Here is an 18,974-nt window from a genome sequence, read left to right on the forward strand (position 1 = left end):
GGGGCCTCACATGAAGTTGCGGGTGTGCAGCGCGGACAGGGCGGCGGCCTCGTCGTCGGGGAAGCCCAGACGGGAGAGCCGGTGGCGGCGGCCCTCGTCCATGTCCTTCTGGAGTTCCTGGACCGCCTGCCAGCCCCGGGCGATGTCCTCGGGCTCCCAGGAACCGGCGGCGAGCAGCACCAGGGAGTCGAAGACGTCCTGGTTGAGTCCGGCGGTACCGATCAGCGCGTCGTGCCGTCGCTCGACGGCGGCACGCAGCCGTCCGTGCAGCAGTGGGTCGACTCCGGCCCGGTGTTCCAGGTGGCCGACGCCGAAGGCGACGTGCCGGGCCTCGTCGGTGCGGACCAGGTGGCTGATGCGGCGGGTGACGGGGTCGGGGGCGTGGCGTTCCAGAAAGGACAGGAGGTTGAGGAAGCTGCCCTCGCCGAGGACGGAGAGCAGGAAGGAGGCGATGGAGAAGTCGGGCTCGGTGAGCAGGGTGGCCAGCGAGGCGCGGCCGCCGACCGAGGAGGTGCCCATCTCGCCGCCCTTGAGCAGGGCCCGCCGGGTGAAGACCTCCACGTGCCGGGCCTCGTCGGCGGCCTGCACGGCGAGCAGTTGCAGCACCTCGCGGAAGTGCGGGTGGACCTGGGCGAGGAGCCGTCCGGGGATGACCAGGGCGGCCTGCTCGTTCTCCACGAGGTACGTCATGACCTGGACGACGGCGTCCTCGATCTCGTCGGGCAGGGCGAACTCGGCGTCCCAGTCGACGGCCGTCTCGGGGTTCCACTGAGAGGCGGTGGCCTGGCGGTAGAGCCGGGGGGCCAGCTCGGTCCAGGCCACGTCGCGGTCGGCCACCGCGAAGGGGATCTCGGGGCCGCCCGCCTCCACCAGGGCGCCGCGCGCGGCGAGGCCCCAGTGCAGGGGTGCCCGGTCGGCGATCTCGGTACTGGCCGGGCCGCCCGCGCGTTCCGCGCCGTGCAGCCGGGCGGTCGCGGCGGGCCCCGGGCGGACCCGCGCGACGACCGGGGCGTCGCGCGGGTCGGCCCGCTCCAGCTCGTGTCCCTCGCGGCGGCACCAGGCCGTGAGGTGGAGCGGGAGCGCCGGGTCGGTCCCGGTGATCTCGACGGTGGTGCCGGGCGGCACCTGGCGCAGGACGCGGGTCAGCAGCAGCCGCGCGCCCTGCTCGAAGCCGAGGGTGCCGAGGTCGGCCGAGGCCGCGTTGGTGGTCATGGCCGGTAGTCGGCGGCGGTGATCCGGCCGCCCGGGTCGTAGAAGCCGGTGGCGTCGACGGCGGCGGTGAGCTGCCCGAACCCGGTCTCGCGGGCGGGCACCCACCGGGTGAGCCCCTCCAGGTCGAGGAGGCGGCGCACCTCGGGGTCGCTGTACGACATGGAGAGCAGCAACTGCGTGAACCTGTCGGCGAGTTCGGGGTCGATGGAGGGTCCGGCGGCCAGGACGCAGTGGTCGTAGGGCGCGGTCTGGGTGAGGATCCGGGTGGCGCCGGGCGGGAGGGTGCCCTCCTGGCCGAACAGCAGATGGTTGGCGTCGATCATGCAGGCGGCGTCCGCCTCGCCCGCCATCAGGGCGCGGGCCGCGTCGCGCTCGCCGCCGATGTGGTCGCCGTGCAGGCCGACCCCGATGTCGTGGCGGAGCACCGCGAAGTCGGTGCCCGGCTCCAGGCCGAGGTCGGCGAGATGGTGCAGCGGGATGAGGGTGGACTGGGGCGAGTCGACGGCGCCGACGGCGACGGTCCTGTCCTTGAGGTCGGCGGGCTCGCGGATCGCGCTGTCGGCGCGGACCACGACGACGGAGGTCAGATCGCGGTCGGTGTCGCGCATGACGAGCCCGCGTACGTCCGTGTCCTGCGCGTCGGCCAGGCGGCGGGTGCGCAGCCAGGCCAGCGGGGAGTGCCAGGCGGCGTCGATGCGGCCGTCGACCAGGTCCTGCGCCTGGCGTTCGTAGTGGGCGTAGAGCACGAAGTCGAAGGGGAGGTCCTGTTCGCGCAGCCAGTCCCGGAAGCCGGACCAGATGGTCACGACCTTGGGGTCGTACGCGACGGCGCCGAGGAGCAGCTCGGTCATCAGGCCCCCTCGAAGAGCGGCAGGCCCAGCTCGGCGCGGCCGCAGAAGTCGTGCAGGGCCTCGGTGGTGGGGGCCATCACGCGGGCGGCGAGGGCGTCGCGGAAGCGGCGTTCGACACCGGTCTCGCGGCGGAAGGCGGCGCCACCGCACAGGCGCATCGTGCCGTCGGCCACCTCGGCGGCGGTCTCGGCGGCGAGGGCCTTGATCTGGAGGACTCGCAGGGTGGCCTCCGGGCTTCCGTTCTCCACGGCGGTGAGTGTCGCTTCCAGCATCGCGCGCAGCGCGTCGGCGCGCAGCCGCAGCGCGGCGTACTGGTTGCGGGCGATCGGCTGTTCGGCCAGCGTCTGGTCCAGGTGGACGAGACGGGTCTCGCGCAGGTGGGTGGCGGTGAGGTTCAGCAGGGCCTCGGTGACGCCGAGCGAGAAGGCGGCGCTGAGCACCAGGAAGTACGGCAGCACCACTTCGAGGGCGGTGCCCAAGCCCTCCCCGTCGGTGCCGAGCAGGGCGGTGCGGGGTACGGAGACGGACTTCGCGGAGACGGGGCTCGAGGCGTTGCCGCGCAGCCCGAATCCGTCGTACGGGCCGCGCACGTCCAGTCCGGCGCTGTCGCTGGGGACCAGCCACAGCGACATCACGCCCTCCGCCTCCAGCGGCTTGCTGGACCAGACGTAGCTGTCGGCCTCTCCGGCCGAGGTGATCCAGGACTTCTGCGCGTCCAGGAGGACGGTGTCGGCGCCTTCGGGGGTGGCGGTGCCGACGGGGGCCCAGAAGTGGCTGCGGGAGCCGCGCTCGGAGAAGGCGAGGCTGCTCAGGTGGTTCCCGGCGGCGATCTCGCGGCGCACCTCCTCGGAGGCGTACCGGTCGAGGACGGTGACGGCCGCGTAGTGCATGAGCAGCACCATGGCGGTCGAACCGCAGGCGCCCGCGAGCCGCTCGATCACCTGGGCGGCCTCGCGCATACCCGCGCCCGCCCCGCCGCTCTCCCGCGAGCTGATCAGCCCGAGCAGCCCGGCCTCGCCGAGCGCCCGGATGCCCTCACCCGGGAAGCGCCCCGCGCGGTCGATCTCATCGGCCAGGGGCGCGATGACCTCGCGGATCACGGCCTCGAAGTCCTCGGTTCGGATGTACGGGGATTCCGTCGTCTGCATGTTCTGCACCTTGGGTGGTTAGCGCCTGAATACTCCCTGTCGCGGGGCAGTCAAGCAGTAGCCCCCGTGCAAGCGGAAACGGCTTCACCGGCGGGGGTGAAGCCGCGAAAACGGGTTCGGTTTACCCTGGTTCAGTCCCGTCGGGCGGTGCCCGAGATCGCCGGGCCGAGGTCGGCACGGAGGTGGGACACGGCCAGGGCGACGGCTTCCTCGGCGGTGGCGGCCTCGTCCAGGTTCTCGGACATCGGCCTCCTCCGCACACGGTACAGAGCCCCAACGGGCGGGACGATGGCGATCTCGCCCCGGAAGGGGCATCCGGTGCAGGAGCTGAAGCCGAGCGTCCAGTGGCTGGAGAAGACGTAGAGCTGCCGCAGCCGGGGTTCGGCGTGGGCCGCCTCCACGAGGGCGGCGAACTCGGGAAAGTCCGGCGCCTTGGCGGCCTGTCGCCGCATGGCCCGCCACTGCGACTCGACCACGGCGGCGGGCCCGCACTCATGGGCCTCGGCGAGTTCGTCGTAGCTCAGGAAGGGCGCTTCGGCCCGCATCTCGCGCAGGCTCGCGCCCCGGCTCCAAGCGGCACCAGCCCGGACCACGTCCTGCAGGTCGGACGTCCAGCCGCTGACGAGCGAGATGCCCTGACTCCCTCCCTCTACGCGGAAAAGGCGGCTCTCGGACCCGATGATGTGCACGCCGAGCGGATCACGCTCGGCGACGACGGAGGGGATGTACGCCGAAGTGCGGGGCGCCGCTGCGTTGGGTCGCGCCGTGAGGTCGAGACCGAGCCGGGCCGCCTCCCGCTCCAGCGCCGCCACGAAGCCGCCCGCTGCGGCCAGTTCGGGATACGGGTCGGGCTTCATGTCAGGGTTCATCCCCGCAGTATGACCGGGGTCAGCCCGGCAGCAGGGCGTCCATGTAGCTGTTGGTCGGGCGCTGGACCTTCTTCAAGGTGCGTACGTCCAGGGCGACTTCGGCGGAGGCGGTGCCGAGGCGGCCGTGCGGGTGCCAGGTGCCGGTGACGGTGACCCAGGTGTTGGGCTTCGGCGAAGGGTGGCCGTACATGCGGACCTTGACCGACTGGGCGTCCGCCGCGCAGCAGTTGATGATGAGCCGGGTCAGGTCCCAGCCGTCGCCCTTGGCTGCGGGGGTGGCGAAGCCGGTCATCAGGATGGTGCGCTTTCCGATCGCCTTGGTGTGGTCCTGCTGCACCCGGTGGGTGAAGTCGCCGAGGGTGCTGGGCAGCGGGGAGGTCGCGGGCAGCGGGTCGAAGTCCGCGTCGGAGACGTCGGCGGCCGTCGCGCGGGGTGTCTCCCGGGCGGCGGTGTAGGCGCCGAGGGAGGGCGGGGCGTAGAGGAGGAGGCTCAGGGCGGGCAGGAAGAGGAGCCAAGCGACGCGTGGCGGCGGGTGTTCGCCCTCGTGCGGGGCGCTGCGGAACGCCGTCCACGCCTGGGTCGCCCCGAGGATCAGCAGGATGACGCCGGAGGCGATCAGGAGGGGCTTCATCCCCGCCTTGACGTACCGCAGATACAGGTCGGAGAAGAGGGCGGCCTGGAGCAGCCCGAGGCCGCTGAGGAGGAGCAGGGCCGCCTGGACGGGGCGTTTCACAGCAGTACTCCTCCGATCAGGGCGCTGCACAGGACGGCCACGACCACCGTGGCGCTGGAGAAGCGGAGCGCGAACGCCCGCCCGAAGGTGCCCGCTTGAAGGGCGATGAGCTTCAGGTCGACCATGGGACCGACCACCATGAACGTCAGCCGCGCGACCGGTGAGAAGCCGGTCAGCGAGGCGGCCACGAAGGCGTCGGCCTCGGAGCAGACCGCGAGCAGGACGGCGAGTCCGGCGAGGAACGGCACCGCCAGCCACGCGGAACCGGTGAACGCGTCGAGCAGGGAGGGCGGTACGGCGACGTTGAAGGTGGCCGCCGCGAGCGCGCCGACGACCAGGAAGCCGCCCGCGTGCAGGAAGTCGTGCTGGACGCCCGCGCGGAACTCCGCCCAGCGGCTGTGCCCATGGTGGTGTCCGGTGTGCCGTGAAGTGGGCCGCAGCCACTCCGCCTTGCCCCGCCACAGCCACAGCCAGCCCATGAGGGCGGAGACGAGGAGCGAGGTCACCAGCCGGGCCACCACCATCACGGGCTGCCCGGGAAAGGCGACGGCGGTGGCGGTCAGCACGACCGGGTTGACGGCGGGCGCGGAGAGCAGGAAGGCGAACGCGGCGGCGGGCTCGACCCCGCGCCCGATCAGGCTGTTGGCGACCGGCACCGACGCGCACTCGCAGCCGGGCAGCGCCACGCCCGCGACCCCGGCGACCGGCACCGCGAGCGCGGCCCGTTTCGGGAGCAGCCGGGTGAAGACGGAGGCCGGGACGAACGCGTTGATGGCCCCGGAGAGCGCGGTGCCGAGCAGCATGAACGGCGTCGCCTGGAGGACCACGGCGAGCGCGACGGTCCGCCACGCCTGCACGGCCGGCGCGTCGCCCCATCGCCCGACGAGGAAGACCAGCGCGCCGGGCAGCACGGCCGCGCCCAGGAAGAGGAGGGGTTTGTTGCGCAGCAGGCCCGGGGCGGCGGGGCCCGGTGGCGCGGCTGTCTCCTGGACCCGTTCCTGCGTCTGCTGCATCCCGCCCCGACCCGTCAGCCGTTCCTCATACGATCGGCTCAACATAGCGACCGAAGGTAAGACGCCTCATGGGCGGGTTTCCCCGGCCTGTGCCCGCGGGTTTCCCTGTCCGTGCCCGCGGGCTTCCCCGACCCGTGCCCGTGGGTTTTCCCCGGCCCGCGACTGGGGACTCGCCGGGGCATGGTGTCCTGTGCGGCGGAGGAGCGGGTGCGGGTGCCCGTCATACGGGCGCGGTGGCGGACGCTGACGTTCGTCCACTGGCCCATGGACCCGGAGGCGGTACAGGCCCTGCTGCCCGAGGAGTTGACCGTCGACCGGTACGACGGGACCGCCTGGGTGTCGCTCGCCCTGTTCCTCATGGCGGACGTACGTCTCCTGGGGATGCCCTCGGCGCTGCCCGCGCTCCCGGACTTCCCGCAGACCAATCTGCGCACCTACGTCCGGCACCGCGGTGGCCGGGACGGGTTGTGGCTGTTCTCGGTCGACGTCGGCTGCCCGGCGATGTGGGCGGCGCGCGTCATCGGGGCGCCGTACACACCGGGGAGCGTGGACCTGCGCAGGAGTGGGGACACCGTCGTGTACTCCGGCTCGCGCTGGACCGGCGATGCCCGCTACCGGATGGCCGTCCGGCCCGGTGATCCCATCGAGTTGACGGAGCGGGACCACTGGCTGGTCTCGCGCCGGCGGGCGTACACGCGCCGCGCGGGGCTGCTGTGGGAGAGCCCGGTGGAGCACGAACCCTGGCCGCTGAACTCCGCGAGGGTCGAGGCGCTGGAGGAGAACCTGACGGCCGCGGCGGGCCTGCCCGCTCCGCTCGGCGCGCCCGTCGTGCACTTCTCGCGGCCGGTGCGGGATGTACGGCTGGGCGTGGCGCGTCCGGTGCGGGGAGTCGGCCGTCACTGACGGGCCCATCCGGGTCGAGGCGCGCCGCGAGGTACGTGAGCAAGCCGTCGGCGTCCCGACCCCGGGTCGTCGTTGATCGGCGCACCGCCCCCGCATAGGCTGTCATGCGCACCACACGCGCACCGCACCCCCACGCCGTCGCGAGGCGGCACGCCCCCGCCGACACCTGTGGTCCGGATGGTCGGGTCCGACGAGGGAGACAGCCGACGATGACCAGGGCGATGAAGTCACTGCTGGCCGGGCTGGTGGCCGAGGCGTCCAGGACGCTCACCCCGCCCGCCGAGCCACGCGTGGTCATGAGCACGTTCTGCGCCGCCATGAGCAGGCGTCGCGGCCGTCCGATCGACCTGATTTTTCGGGCCTTCCCCGAGGACGTCCCGGCGTCCGGGCTGCGACTCGACTGCGGCGACCGGTCCATCGTCGTGGTGGAGGAACGCACCCCGCCGGAGTCCCAACTGGTCATCCTCGGACACGAGTTGTGGCACGAGGAACAGGGCGGGCACGGACATCACACCACTGACGCGCGCGCTCCCGGCCCCGAGCGGGCCACCGAGGCGGTACGGCGGACGGCGGCGCGCATCCTCGCCGCGCGCGAGGTGCCCCGCGAGACCCTGCCCGCCGTCGCCGCCCGCGCCGGATCGGCCGACCGGCACGAGCGGGACGCGGAGACGTTCGGCCTGCTCTTCGGCCGGGAGTTACGGACCTGGATACCCGGCCGGTACGCCCGCGGCCCGGTCAACTCCACGACACTGGAAGGCCGTATCCGGCTCTCCCTCCTCAACCGGGGCGGGCAGCTGCCGAGATGACCCCGACGGTCCCCCATCTCCCCTACGCCGTGCCCGCCGTGCTCCTGGCGCTGGCGCTGGCCCTGAAGACCCCGACGTTCGTCCGCGCCTGGAAGGACCCGGACGTCCGCGCGACGACGCTGCTCCTGCTGCTGGCCGCCGCCGTGTTCGTCTCGGTCTCCCCGGCCGGCATCCACGGGATCAACACGGCCACCGGCGTGCCCAACATCGCGGCCCCCTGGGTCTATTCACTCCTGACCGCGTTCTGCGGCTCGTGTCTGGCGATGGTCGTCACCTGGCGGGACGAGCCGTCCCCGCGCCGCGGCCGCACGATCCGGCGCATCTGGCTCATCTACACCGGGATCGTCGTCGCGCTGTGGATCACCTTCCTGCTCGCGGACGTACCGGACGAGCGCGTCCACGACCTGGACACCTACTACGCCTGCGAACCCTGGATGCGCTGGCACATCCTGCTCTATCTCCTCGCGCACATGGTGTCCGCACTGGTCGCCGCGTATCTCATCTGGACATGGACATCCCGGGTGCGCGACACCTGGCTCAAGGCCGGACTGGTGTTCCTCCAGGCGGGCTACGCCTTCGGGCTGGTCTTCGACATCGCCAAGTTCGCCGCCGTGGGCGCGCGTTGGAGCGGCACCGACTGGGACTGGCTGTCGACCCGGCTGGCGCCGCCCTTCGCGATCCTGGACGCCACGCTGGTCGGCATCGGGTTCATCGTGCCGCAGGCCGGACCCTTCCTGGAGAAGTGGACCCGCGACCGGATCAGCTTCCACCGGCTGCGCCCGCTGGAGTCGGCCCTGCGCGCGGTCGGGCCGTCCGCGCCCCCGGCCAGCGTCGGCCGCCTCGCTCCCCTCGACCTCAAGCTGCTCCAGCGCCGCCAGCGCATCCACGACGGCCTGCTGCGCCTCGCGCCCCTTCTCGACGAGGACGTGTGGCAGCGGTCGTACGACGTGGCCCGCGCCGCCGGGCACGACGGGCGGACGGCGCTGGGCGTCGCCGGGGCCGTCACCGTGCGGGCCGCGCTGACGGCCGTACGCACCCCGGCCGCGCAACCCCCGGCCTCGCCCACCCCGTCCGCGCACACCCCGGGCGACCGAGCTCTGAGCGACCGAGCCCCGGACGACCCCCGCGGCACCGGCCCCGCCCGCTCCGCGGACCCCGTGCGGATCAGCGGCGACGAGGACGAGATCGAGGCCATCTCCCGTGTGTTCCACCGCGCACGGATCATCGACCCCGTCCGCCGACGGGTGATTCCCGAAGAAAGCATGAGCACCCATGTCTGACGTTCCCCGGCCCACCGCTGTCGTCATCGGCGCCAGTATCGGCGGCCTTCTCGCGGCGGCGGCACTCGTCGAGCACGCCGACGTGACCGTGATCGAGCGGGACACGCTGCCTGTTGGTCCCGCACCGCGCCGGGGTGTGCCCCAGGGCCGGCACGCGCATCTGGTCTGGTCGGGCGGGGTGCTCGCGTTCCGGGAACTGCTGCCGGGGTTCGTGGAGGAGCTGGTGGAGCGGGGGGCGCGCCTGGTGCCCATCATGGCCGAGATGGTGTCCCGCGCCCCCAACGAGGTCTGGTTCCGCCGCTTCACCGCCACCCATCACCGCAACCTGGTTTGCTCGCGCGACCTGTTGGACGGCGTACTCCGCGAACGCGTCCTCGCCGATCCGCGTCTGACATTGCGTCAGGACACCACCGCACTCGGTCTCGCGGGAGAGGCGGCACGTGTCACCGGCGTCCGCGTGCGCACGGAGGGGCGGGACGGCGAGGAGACGCTGGCCGCCGATCTGGTGGTCGACGCCTCGGGCCGGGGCTCCCGGGCGCCGCGCTGGCTCGGGGAGTTGGGGCTTCCCGAGGTCGCGGAGCGCGAGGTGAACGCCGGGGTCGCCTACGCCACGCGGCTGTTCCGCGCCCCCGCCGGGAGCCTGGAGCTGCCCTTCCCGCTCGTCAACGTGCAGGCGAACCCGGCCAAGGCGCCGGGGCGCGGCGGCATCATCCTGCCCATCGAGGACGGCCGCTGGATCGTCACGCTCTCGGGCACCCGGGGCGGTGAACCCACCGGAGATCCGGCCGAGTTCACCGATTTCGCGCTGAAGCTCGGCGACCCGGTCATCGGGGAGCTGATCCGCGACGCCGAGCCGCTCGGGGAGGTCGTGACCACCCGGAGCACCGCCAACCGGCGCCGCTACTTCGAGAAGCTGCGCGGGTGGCCCGACGGTTTCGTGGTGACCGGGGACGCCGTCGCGGGCTACAACCCCGTCTACGGACACGGCATCACGGTCGCCGCCCAGAGCGCCCTCGCGCTCGGCGCGCTGACCGGCGCCGACGGGCTCGCCCGTCCCGGCACCGGGCGGCGGCTGCAGCGCGCGGTGACGCGGCCGGTCGCCGCCGCGTGGGAGCTGGCCATCGGGCAGGACGTGCGCTACCCGGGCGCGAGCGACCGTCCGCCGAACCGCGCCGAGCGCGCCCTCGCGGCCTTCGTGGACCGCGCCGTCGCCACCGGCGCCCGCAATCCGCGCGCCCTCGGGGCGCTCCTCGACGTGATGAGCCTGGAGAAGCCCGCGACCCGCCTCTTCTCCCCCGACATGCTCGTACCGATGCTCTTCGGCCCCAAGCGGCCGTTCCTGTCGCGGGCCCCGCTGACCGAGGAGGAGCTGAAGTCCCTCACCGACTGACGCTCCGCGTGACGACCGTCACGCGATCACCACGCAATGTAGTGAAATATTCAACAACCTCGGTGGGTTGTACCCGGCGAAGGAGGTCACCAGTGGACACCACGTACTACGACCACGGCACCCTCGCCGAGCGCTGGGAGCGGGCGGGCATGTTCTTCGACGCCAAGGACTACGCGCGCGCCGCGAAGGTCCTCGCCGGGCTGGTCGAGGAGGTGCCGGAGCAGACCGCGCCCCGGCTGCTGCTGGCCCGCGCCTACTACCACTCCGCACAGCTCGGCCGCGCGGAGGCGGAGCTGCGGACCATCGTGGAGCGCGACCCGGTGGAGCACTATGCCCGTCTGATGCTGGGCCGCACGCTCGAACGCCAGGCACGGCACACGGAGGCGGAGCCGCACCTGCGCATCGCGTCCGCGCTCGCGGGCGACTTCCCGCAGGAGTGACCGGCGGGCCGGGGCCCCTTCCGGCGGGCCCCGGCCGCGTTCCGGTGTGCGCGCGATCGCCGAGTCGGCCGGGACCCCCGGTCCGGCTCGACGAGCCCGAGGCGACGTTCTCCTTCCCCTCCGCCCCGGCCCTGGTCGGAGGGGATGTCAGAGGTCCCTGCGAAGATCACGGCCATGGAACTCTCCACAGCCTTCGCCGGTCTCGACGCCCACCCCTGGGCCACCGTCAACCACGCCTACGGCCCGGCCGAGGACCTGCCCGGGTTGTTGCGCACCTTCGCCGAGGGCGGTGAGGACGCCGAGGAGGCACTGGAGGAGCTCTACAGCTCGATCGTGCACCAGGGCACCGTGTACGCGGCCAGTGTCGACGCCGTCCCGTACCTCGCCCGGATCGCCGCCTGCGGCCGAGAGACCGTCGACGCGCTCCGACTGCTCGGCTGCCTCGCCCAGAGCGAGGACGAGTACGACGTCGAGCCGGGCGCCGTCCGGGCCGCCGTGACCGCCCAACTGCCGCTGCTCATAGCGCTGCTGGCCGACGATGACGCCGCCGTCCGGCAGGCGGCCGGCTGGACGGCCGGCCACACCCGGGACACCCGCACCGCCCTGCCCGCCGTCCGGGCCCGCCTGGCCGCCGAGACCGATCCCGCCGTTCGGGCCGAACTCCTCACCGCGTACGCCCGGTTGGACCGCGCGGGCGCCGTCGCCGAGGCCCGCGCCCTGCTCGGCCCGGACACGCCCGCGCCGCTGCGCCTGGCCGCCGTGTTCGCCGCGTTGGACGCCGGGGAGCCGTGGCTCGCCGCACACCGCGACGCCGTCCTCGGCCTCCTGCCCGCGCGCGAGACGGCCAAGTCCGGCTACGCCGGCGAGCACCGCGAGCCGTTGCGTACCATCGTCGGAACCCTGCTGGGGCGGGACACCGACGCCGACCGCGAGAGTGCCCTCGCACTGCTCGACGCCGCGCTGCGTGACGAGCGCCCCGAGGTGCGGGCCGAGGCCCTGTGGGCGGCCGATCGCGCCTGCACCCTGTCGCGCAGCGCCCCGCAGCGGCTGATCCCCGCGATCGCCCCGCTCGCCGCAGACTGGGCGGCCGCCCAGCTCCTGGGCAAGCTCGGCCCGGCGGCACGCGAGGCCGCGCCCGTCCTCGCCGAACTCGCCGCGCAGCCGGACGAGGAGGCGGCCGACCAGGCCCTCGCCACGCTCGTCCTGGTGGCGCCGCGGGCCGCCGCCCCGCTGCTGGCCCGGGCCGTCGACCGGCGCCCTCGCGCCATGCGGCGCGCCACCCAGTCCCACGCCCCGGCCGACGCGCCCTTCCCGTTCGACCCGGAACTGCTCGCCGCGGTCCGCGGCCGCCTGGCCGCCAAGGCGCTGGAGCGCCCCGAGGGGCGCAAGGACTGCGGTTGCTCGACGACCGAGGACCACAACGACACCGCCCAGCTGGTCCACCTGCTGCGGCAATGGGGCCCACAGGCCGTCGAGGCGCTGCCCGAACTGTGCGCCGTTCTGCCCCGGTTCCAGTACGCTGCCACCGCGATCACCGCCGTCGCCGTCGGCATCGGGCCCGAGCAGCGCGAGCAGGCCGCCACCGCCTTGCGGGCCGACGCCCGGAAGCTGTTCGTGGCGCAGGCACTGCACGAGCTGACCGGCGAGACCGGGCCGCTGTTCGCCGCCGCCGAGGCGGCGCTCGCCACCGGTGCGCGCGATGTCGACGAGGGCATCCGCGTCCTGGCCGGCCTCGGCCCGGCGGCCGCCCCCCTGGCCCCGACCCTGCGGACGGCGCTCGGCCGCACCACCGACCGCGACACCACGCCGGAGGTGGACACCGACCTCGCCCTGGCGCTCGCCCTGTGGCGGATCGCCGGTGATGCGGCCGAGGTCGTCCCGGTGCTGGCCTCGGTCTTCGACCGGTGTGAGGGCGAGCGATGGTTCCACTGGACGGCCGCCCGCGCCGCCCGCGAGATCGCCGTGCTCGGCCCGGCCGGGCGCCCGCTGACCGCCCGGCTCCAGGCTCTCCTCGACGCCCCGGCCCAAGCACCCTCGGCCGTCCTCGGGCTGCTCGCCGTCGCCGATCCGGCCGATCTCGACCGCACCCGGCTCGCCGAGGTGGCGCTGCGCTCGGCCGAGAGCCGCGCCGACCTCAAGGGCGCCTGCGACGCCCTGCGGGCGCTCGGCGTCGCCGCCCTGACGCCGGAGCAGCACGACCGGCTGGCCGCGCTCGTCACCGGGGACCGCCGCCTGGTCGTCTCCGAGTTCGACCACGCGATGATCCGTGAGGACGAACAACTGCGCGCCGCGCTGACGTCCGTCCTCGACCGAACCGGCTGAGGCCCGGGTCCCGCGGATACAGCGGAACGGCACGCACCCGGGCCCGGCGCGGGCGTTGTCGCCCGCGCCGGGCCCGCGTGCGTGCCGCCGTGGCATCCTGACCGGATGTCACTCCCCAGCGATCACGCGCCCCTGGCCGAGCGGATCGAGGAACTCCTCGCCGCCGGTGGCCCGTTGCCCATCGTCACGGCCGGCCATCCGGTCCTGCGCCGCCCCGCCGAACCGTACGAGGGGCAGCTCTCCCCCGCCCTGCTGGAGAGGTTCGTGGAGGCGCTGCGCGTGACCATGCACGCCGCTCCCGGGGTCGGCGTGGCCGCGCCGCAGGTGGGCGTGCCCCTGCGGATCGCGGTACTGGAGGACCCGGCGACGGTCCCCGAGGACATCGCGGCGGCCCGGGCCCGGGTGCCGCTGCCGTTCCGGGTGCTGGTCAATCCGTCGTACGAGGCCGCCGGGCCGGAACTCGCCGCGTTCTACGAGGGCTGCCTCAGCGTGCCCGGCTACCAGGCGGTCGTGGCCCGGCACGCGCGGGTGCGGCTGCGCGGGCAGGACGAGCGGGGCCGCGCGCTGGACGAGGAGGTCTCGGGGTGGCCCGCCCGGATCGTGCAGCACGAGACGGACCACCTGAACGGCACCCTCTACCTGGACCGCGCGGAGCCGCGCTCGCTCTCCACCAACGAGGCGGCCGCCGCCCTGTGGGCCCAGCCGGCGCCGGAGGCCGCGGCAAAGGTGCTCGGTTTTGAACTCCCCTGACCGGCGAGGTCAGTTGTCGCGGTACGCCTCAAGCAGCCGCAGCCACACCTCGCCGAGCGTCGGGAACGGCGGGACCACGTGCCAGAGCCGGTCGAGCGGGACCCGGCCGGCGACGGCGACCGTCCCGGAGTGCACGAGTTCACCCGCGCCGGGGCCCACGAAGGTGACGCCCCGCAGGATGCCCTCCTCCAGGTCGACCACCATGCGGGCGCGGCCGGTGTAGTCGTCGCCGTAGAGCGAGGCGCCCGCGACCGAGCCGAAGTCCACGTCCACGGCGCGGACCCGGTGACCCGCCTCCTCCGCCTCGGCCAGCGAGAGGCCGACGGCGGCGGCCTCGGGGTCGGTGAAGACGACCTGGGGTACGGCGTAGTGGTCGGCGGTGGCCGCGTGCGCGCCCCAGGGCTCGTCCTGGAGCGGGACGCCCGCCGCGCGGGCCGCGATGGCGGCGCCCGCGATCCGGGCCTGGTACTTCCCCTGGTGGGTGAGAAGGGCGCGCCCGTTGACGTCGCCGACCGCGTACAGCCAGTCGGTGTCCGGGACCCGCAGGGTGTCGTCGGTCTCCAGCCAGGTGCCGGGCTCCAGGTCCACGGTGTCGAGCCCGATGTCGTCCGTCTGCGGGGCACGCCCGGTGGCGAAGAGGATCTCGTCGGCCTCGATGCGCTCGCCGCCGTCCGTGACGGCCACGACCTTGCCGTTCTCCCTGGTGACGGACGCGACGGACGTGTTCGTGCGGATGTCGGCGCCCGCCTCGGTGAGGGCCTTGGCGACCAGTTCCCCGGCGAAGGGCTCCATGCGGCCGAGCAGCCGTTCGCCACGGACGAGCAGGGTGACCCGGGAGCCCAGGGCCTGCCAGGCGGTGGCCATCTCCGTGGCGACGACTCCGCCGCCGACGACGATCAGTGTGCCGGGCGCCCGCTGGGAGCTGGTGGCCTCGCGGCTGGTCCACGGCTCAACCTCGTCGAGCCCTCGCAGCCCCGGGAGCCTGGCGCGGGTTCCGGTGGCGACGACGACCGCCTGCCGGGCGGTGAGGGTGGTGACCGTGCCGTCCGAGGCGGTCACGGTGACCGTGCGCGGCCCGGCGAGACGGCCCCGGCCCCGGTAGAGGTCGATCCCGACGCCCTCCAGCCAGCCCACCTGGCCGTCGTCCTTCCAGTGCGAGGCGAAACCGTCCCGGCGGGCGAGCACGGCGGACGCGTCCAGCGGCCCGCGTACCGCCTCGGCCAGGCCGGGCAGGCGGCGCGCGTCGGCCTGGGCGATGACCGGCCTGAGCAGCGCCTTGCTCGGCATACAGGCCCAGTACGAGCACTCGCCGCCGACGAGTTCGCTCTCCACCACGGCGGTGGACAGACCGGCCGCGCGGGTCCGGTCGGCGACGTTCTCCCCCACGGGTCCGGCCCCGAGCACCACGACGTCGTACGCGATGGCTTCCGTTTCCGTCATGGGCCCCAGTGTGGTGGGTGGTGGGCGCGGGGGCCACACGGTACGCGCGCGGGTCCGGCCGCCCGCGGGTGAGGACCGGGCGGGTACGGGTGCGGTTTCTGGGGGTACGGGTGGGATGTGCGGCGGAATAGCCGGACCGGAGGGCGTGTTTGTGCCGAGGGCAGCACCCCCACACCAGGAAGAGGGAGATGCCATGAGCGGCAACACCGTGGAGCTGACCAAGGAGAACTTCGACCAGACGGTGCAGGACAACGAATTCGTCCTCATCGACTTCTGGGCGGACTGGTGCGGGCCCTGCAAGCAGTTCGCGCCGGTCTACGACAAGGCCGCGGCGGAGAATCCCGACCTGGTGTTCGCCAAGGTGGACACCGAGGCCCAGCCGGAGCTGGCCCAGGCGTTCGGCATTCAGTCGATCCCGACGCTGATGATCGTCCGGGACCAGGTGGCGGTCTACGCCCAGCCGGGCGCGCTGCCCGAGCCGGCCCTCGTCGACATCATCGACCAGGCCCGCAAGCTGGACATGAACGAGGTGCGCAAGAACATCGCGGAGCAGGAGGAGCAGGAGGAGGCGGGGCAGTAGTAGGCCCCGGCAACCCCGGTCGGCGCGAAGGGAGTTGGGCCGCCCGGTGCGGGTCAGCTGGAGTCGCGGTGGATCAGTGAGGCGTCCAGGACCGCGCGGACCCCGGGTTCCCGCCCGGGGTCGCGTACGACGCCGTCCACGAACGCGGCCAGCTCGCGCCCCGAGGGCACGTCCAGGCGGACGGTGCTGAGCCGGGGGCGCAGCAGCCGGCCGAGCATGAGGTCCCCGGCGCCGACGACGGCGACCTCGCCGGGGACGCCGAGTCCCGCGTCCTCCAGCGCGCGCATCAGGAGCATCGCGTACTCGTCGTCGTAGGCGAACACCGCGTCCAGGCCGGGCCATTGGTTCGCGAGCCGGGCGGCGGCCGACTCGGTGTAGGCGAGCGGGAGTTCGGTGACGGTGGCGTCGGTGCCGCGCAGCGCCTCGCGTACGCCCGCGAGGCGCGGGCGGGAGAACACGTCCAGGGCCCGGTCCTCCGGGACGACCACCCCGATACGGCGTCTTCCCCTCGCGTGCAGATGCGCGCCCGCGCGGCGGCCGACGACCGCGTGGTCCATGAGGAGGGCGTGCGCCCCCTGGACGCGGCCGGGGCCGAGGGTCACCACGGCGCGGGCTCCGGCGCGTTTGAGGACCTCGACGCCCCGCGGGCCGGGTCCGGTGCCGGGGATGAGTACGGCGACGGGGCGTAACTCGGCCCAGGCGCGGGCGGATTCGTCGCCCTGGAGGCCGAGGGCGCCGTACTGGACGACGGTGTAGTCGAGGCGGCCGAGGGCGGACTGGAGTTCACCGAGGAAGTGGCTGTGCAGCGGGCCCGCCGGGAGGGCGGGGGCGGGCATCACGACCATGCGGCTGTGTCCGGCGCGCAAGGTGCGGGCGGCCGCGTGCGGGACGTAGCCGAGTTCGCGGGCGGCCTCGCGCACGCGGCGGCGCGTCGGCTCGCTGATACGGACGGCGCCGGTGTCGTTGAGGACGTAGGACACGGTCGCGCGGGAGACCCCGGCCAGGCGGGCGACGTCCGCGCTCGTGGGCGTGTTCGGTATCTGCACCATGACGGAACGCATCCTGGCAGAGGCGCCGGGGGCCGCTTCGGGCGGGGCGAGGTCGTACAGAACCGGACGAGAACGGGGGCGTGAGCGGGGACAGGGGCAGAGGCAGAGGCAGGGGCAGGGGCAGGGGCATGAGCATGAGCGGGAATCGCGCGTGGGTCGCGCACACCAATTGACGAACACGTTCGCTACGAACTTGTTCGTGACGAACATGTTCGTTACGCTGCGGCCCATGCCCGCTTCTCCCCAGCACTCCCCCCGCTCCCGCCGTGAGCGCCCCGCGAAGCCCGCGCTCAGCCGTGAGGTCGTCGTCGCGACCGCCGTGGCCGTGATGCGCGCCGAAGGGCTGCGCAAGGTGACCATGCGGCGGCTGGCACAGGAGCTGGACACGGGCCCCGCCTCGCTGTACGTCTACGTGCGCAACACGGACGAGCTGCACGCCGCCGTCCTGGACGAACTGCTCGGCACCGTCCCCCCGGCCCCGGAGGGGGGCACCTGGCGCGAGCGCCTCGAGCATGTGCTCGTCGCCTGCACCGGCATGCTCCTCGCACACCCGGAGCTGGCCCGCGCGGCACTCACCGCCCGGCCGCGCGGCCCGCACTACCTGAATCTGATCGAGACCCTGCTCGCCCTGCTCGACGAGGGCGGGGTGCCGCGCGCACAGGCCGCCTGGGGTGTCGATCTGCTGCTCCAGCACGCCGTCGCGACCGCCGCCGAACACGCCGGGGGCGACAACCCGGAGGAGTGGGAGGAGCTGATCGGCGTACTGCGCCGGGCGGCCGAGGACCCCACCCGTCCGCACATCGCGGCGGCCGCCCACGTCCTGCTCTCGGGCACGCCCGAGAACCGCGTGTCGTGGGCCTTCCAGACCCTGATCAACGGCATCGAGCGCACCGCCGTACCCGAGTGAGCCCCCAGGAGGCCACCATGACCGCATCCGCTCCCGTACCCCACCACCCGATCGCCGTCGTCGGCGCCGGGCTCGGCGGGCTCACGCTGGCCCGGGTGCTGCACACCCGCGGCGTCGAGGCGGCCCTGTTCGACCTCGACGCCTCGCCCGAGGCGCGCACCCAGGGCGGGATGCTCGACATCCACGACGACTCCGGCCAGAAGGCGCTGCGCGCGGCCGGGCTGCACGAGGAGTTCCTCGCCCGGGTGCACCGGGGCGGCGAGGCGACCCGCGTCCTGGACCGGCACGCCACCGTGCACCACGACGCGCCGGACGACGGCGAGGGCGGCCGCCCCGAGATCGACCGGGGCGACCTGCGCGACCTGCTCCTCGGCTCGCTGCCCCAGGGCACGGTCCGCTGGGGCGCGAAGGTGACCGGGGCGCGGCCGCTCTGCGACGGACGGCACGAGGTCACGCTGGCGGACGGCGGTGTCTTCACCACCGATCTGCTGGTCGGCGCGGACGGCGCCTGGTCGCGGATACGCCCGCTGGTGTCGGACGCGGTGCCCGCGTACGCCGGGATCTCGTTCGTGGAGACGGACCTGCCCGACGCGGACGAGCGGCATCCGGTGAGCGCCGGGGTGATCGGCGCCGGGATGCTGTTCGCGCTGGGCGCCGGGCGGGGCTTCCTCGCGCACCGCGAGACGGACGGCGGGCTGCATGTCTACACCGCCGTCGAGGCGCCGGAGGACTGGCTCGACGGCATCGACTTCACGGACACCGAGGCGGCCAAGGACGCGGTGCTCAAGGAGTTCGACGGCTGGGACGACACCCTGAAGGCGCTGGTCCGGGACGCGGAGGGCGCCCTCGTTCCGCGCCGCATCCACGCCCTGCCGGTCGGCCTGCGCTGGGACCGCGTCCCCGGTGTCACCCTCCTCGGCGACGCCGCCCACCTGATGTCCCCGTTCGCGGGCGAGGGCGCCAACCTCGCCCTCCTGGACGGCGCCGAACTGGGCCTCGCCCTGGCCGCCCACCCCGGCGACACGGAGGCCGCCCTGACCGCCTACGAGTCGGACATGTTCCGGCGCGCGGAAGCCTCCGCGACCGACTCCGCCCAGCAGGGACGGCTCCTGTTCCGCGAGGACTCCGCCCAGTTGCTGGCGGCGATGTTCACGGGGGCGGAGGGGTAAGCCCCGCCCCGGGGCCCGGCACCGCGCGCCCGCCTGCGTCGGCGCCTGCGCCTGCGTCACCCCGGCCGTCATCGACGCGGCGCTCACCGTGGCCGACCGCACCGGCATCCAG

General features: G+C 73.9%; 18 protein-coding genes. 10 read left to right on the plus strand and 8 right to left on the minus strand.

Annotation, left to right across the window (positions count from 1 at the left end; translation table 11 throughout):
• Positions 1-6: 6 nt before the first annotated feature.
• From AB0E91_RS29430 to AB0E91_RS29455, 6 genes are all read right to left on the minus strand, one after another.
• On the minus strand, positions 7-1,212 hold the full coding sequence (locus AB0E91_RS29430; protein ID WP_361788077.1) for a ferritin-like domain-containing protein: 1,206 nt from the start codon (positions 1,210-1,212) through the stop codon (positions 7-9).
• Positions 1,209-2,063 carry a phosphate/phosphite/phosphonate ABC transporter substrate-binding protein gene (locus tag AB0E91_RS29435; protein WP_361788079.1) on the minus strand — a complete coding sequence of 285 codons (855 nt, stop codon included), beginning with the start codon at positions 2,061-2,063 and terminating at the stop codon, positions 1,209-1,211. The genes AB0E91_RS29430 and AB0E91_RS29435 overlap by 4 nt, the downstream gene beginning before the upstream one ends.
• Entirely contained in the window at positions 2,063-3,211 is a 1,149-nt protein-coding gene (locus AB0E91_RS29440; RefSeq protein ID WP_361788081.1) for an acyl-CoA dehydrogenase family protein, read from the minus strand. The genes AB0E91_RS29435 and AB0E91_RS29440 overlap by 1 nt, the downstream gene beginning before the upstream one ends.
• Before the next feature lie 131 nt (positions 3,212-3,342).
• Positions 3,343-4,080, minus strand: a complete 738-nt coding sequence (locus AB0E91_RS29445; RefSeq protein WP_361788083.1) for a DUF6193 family natural product biosynthesis protein — start codon at positions 4,078-4,080, stop codon at positions 3,343-3,345.
• 19 nt (positions 4,081-4,099) lie between these two features.
• Positions 4,100-4,813, minus strand: coding sequence for a TIGR03943 family protein (locus AB0E91_RS29450; protein WP_361788085.1), 714 nt, complete (start codon positions 4,811-4,813; stop codon positions 4,100-4,102).
• Positions 4,810-5,826 (minus strand): permease, encoded by a 1,017-nt coding sequence (locus tag AB0E91_RS29455; RefSeq protein ID WP_361788087.1) that lies wholly within the window; start codon positions 5,824-5,826, stop codon positions 4,810-4,812. Before AB0E91_RS29455 ends, AB0E91_RS29450 begins: the two co-directional genes overlap by 4 nt.
• Before the next feature lie 180 nt (positions 5,827-6,006).
• Between AB0E91_RS29455 and AB0E91_RS29460 the strand changes: the two genes are divergently transcribed.
• From AB0E91_RS29460 to AB0E91_RS29490, 7 genes are all read left to right on the plus strand, one after another.
• Positions 6,007-6,729, plus strand: a complete 723-nt coding sequence (locus tag AB0E91_RS29460) for a DUF2071 domain-containing protein (RefSeq protein WP_361788089.1) — start codon at positions 6,007-6,009, stop codon at positions 6,727-6,729.
• A 209-nt stretch (positions 6,730-6,938) separates the two neighbouring features.
• Positions 6,939-7,535 carry a toxin gene (locus AB0E91_RS29465; RefSeq protein ID WP_361788091.1) on the plus strand — a complete coding sequence of 199 codons (597 nt, stop codon included), beginning with the start codon at positions 6,939-6,941 and terminating at the stop codon, positions 7,533-7,535.
• On the plus strand, positions 7,532-8,815 hold the full coding sequence (locus AB0E91_RS29470; protein WP_361788093.1) for an MAB_1171c family putative transporter: 1,284 nt from the start codon (positions 7,532-7,534) through the stop codon (positions 8,813-8,815). The genes AB0E91_RS29465 and AB0E91_RS29470 overlap by 4 nt, the downstream gene beginning before the upstream one ends.
• Positions 8,808-10,205 carry an FAD-dependent monooxygenase gene (locus AB0E91_RS29475; RefSeq protein WP_361788095.1) on the plus strand — a complete coding sequence of 466 codons (1,398 nt, stop codon included), beginning with the start codon at positions 8,808-8,810 and terminating at the stop codon, positions 10,203-10,205. The genes AB0E91_RS29470 and AB0E91_RS29475 overlap by 8 nt, the downstream gene beginning before the upstream one ends.
• A 92-nt stretch (positions 10,206-10,297) precedes the next feature.
• Complete coding sequence (locus tag AB0E91_RS29480; protein ID WP_161183648.1) at positions 10,298-10,645, plus strand: tetratricopeptide repeat protein; 348 nt, start codon at positions 10,298-10,300, stop codon at positions 10,643-10,645.
• A 174-nt stretch (positions 10,646-10,819) separates the two neighbouring features.
• A complete protein-coding gene (locus AB0E91_RS29485; RefSeq protein WP_361788097.1) occupies positions 10,820-12,967 on the plus strand; it encodes a HEAT repeat domain-containing protein in 2,148 nt (715 codons plus the stop codon).
• Between the two features lie 105 nt (positions 12,968-13,072).
• Positions 13,073-13,717, plus strand: coding sequence for a peptide deformylase (locus tag AB0E91_RS29490; RefSeq protein ID WP_361788099.1), 645 nt, complete (start codon positions 13,073-13,075; stop codon positions 13,715-13,717).
• Between the two features lie 9 nt (positions 13,718-13,726).
• Here AB0E91_RS29490 and AB0E91_RS29495 read toward each other — a convergent pair whose 3' ends face one another.
• Positions 13,727-15,157: an NAD(P)/FAD-dependent oxidoreductase gene (locus AB0E91_RS29495; protein WP_361788101.1), complete on the minus strand. Its 1,431-nt coding sequence runs from the start codon at positions 15,155-15,157 to the stop codon at positions 13,727-13,729.
• Between the two features lie 193 nt (positions 15,158-15,350).
• On the opposite strand from AB0E91_RS29495, the gene trxA reads away from it, so the two are divergent.
• The gene (trxA, locus tag AB0E91_RS29500; RefSeq protein ID WP_361788103.1) at positions 15,351-15,737 is read left to right on the plus strand and encodes a thioredoxin; all 387 of its coding nucleotides are present in this window, start codon (positions 15,351-15,353) and stop codon (positions 15,735-15,737) included.
• A gap of 53 nt (positions 15,738-15,790) precedes the next feature.
• Here trxA and AB0E91_RS29505 read toward each other — a convergent pair whose 3' ends face one another.
• The gene (locus tag AB0E91_RS29505) at positions 15,791-16,786 is read right to left on the minus strand and encodes a LacI family DNA-binding transcriptional regulator (protein ID WP_361788105.1); all 996 of its coding nucleotides are present in this window, start codon (positions 16,784-16,786) and stop codon (positions 15,791-15,793) included.
• 229 nt (positions 16,787-17,015) lie between these two features.
• Here AB0E91_RS29505 and AB0E91_RS29510 point away from each other — a divergent pair, with 229 nt between their 5' ends.
• The gene (locus tag AB0E91_RS29510) at positions 17,016-17,693 is read left to right on the plus strand and encodes a TetR/AcrR family transcriptional regulator C-terminal domain-containing protein (RefSeq protein WP_361788108.1); all 678 of its coding nucleotides are present in this window, start codon (positions 17,016-17,018) and stop codon (positions 17,691-17,693) included.
• 17 nt (positions 17,694-17,710) lie between these two features.
• Complete coding sequence (locus AB0E91_RS29515) at positions 17,711-18,862, plus strand: NAD(P)/FAD-dependent oxidoreductase (RefSeq protein WP_361788110.1); 1,152 nt, start codon at positions 17,711-17,713, stop codon at positions 18,860-18,862.
• Positions 18,863-18,974 lie beyond the last annotated feature (112 nt).

This window comes from Streptomyces sp. NPDC026659, from assembly GCF_040638245.1.
Taxonomy (GTDB): domain Bacteria; phylum Actinomycetota; class Actinomycetes; order Streptomycetales; family Streptomycetaceae; genus Streptomyces.